Origin of the sequence: Cytobacillus oceanisediminis 2691, assembly GCF_007678455.1 — a bacterium.
GTDB lineage: Bacteria > Bacillota > Bacilli > Bacillales > Cytobacillaceae > Mesobacillus > Mesobacillus oceanisediminis_A.
The window spans coordinates 1-259 of sequence record NZ_VEEP01000271.1 but is presented as its reverse complement, the minus strand read 5'-3'; the positions used below and the strand labels follow the sequence as shown (position 1 = coordinate 259).

Below are 259 nucleotides of genomic sequence, written 5' to 3'. Positions count from 1 at the left end.
ATACACTCTCTTTTTCCTCCACTCATCTTCTCCCCATTTTTTCAACTCTTCACACTCCAAACCCCTTTCCACACCCAGATAATACTCCCCCTTTTCATTCACCACCCCAAAACCCATCATATCTCCATACTGATACTTATCCTCAACCACCTCCACATAAAACCCCTTTTCTTTCCCAAAAATCTTTCCATCCACTCCCTCCACCTCTTTCAACTCCATCCCCCAAACCCTCGCATCTCCAAGCTAAACCCCCCCCCCC

Annotated in this window: 1 protein-coding gene; it reads right to left on the bottom strand. The window is 47.1% G+C overall.

The features are described from left to right. Positions 1–204 (bottom strand): hypothetical protein (locus tag FS736_RS23820; RefSeq protein ID WP_395883952.1); only part of this gene is annotated, 204 nt, incomplete at its 3' end. Positions 205–259 lie beyond the last annotated feature (55 nt).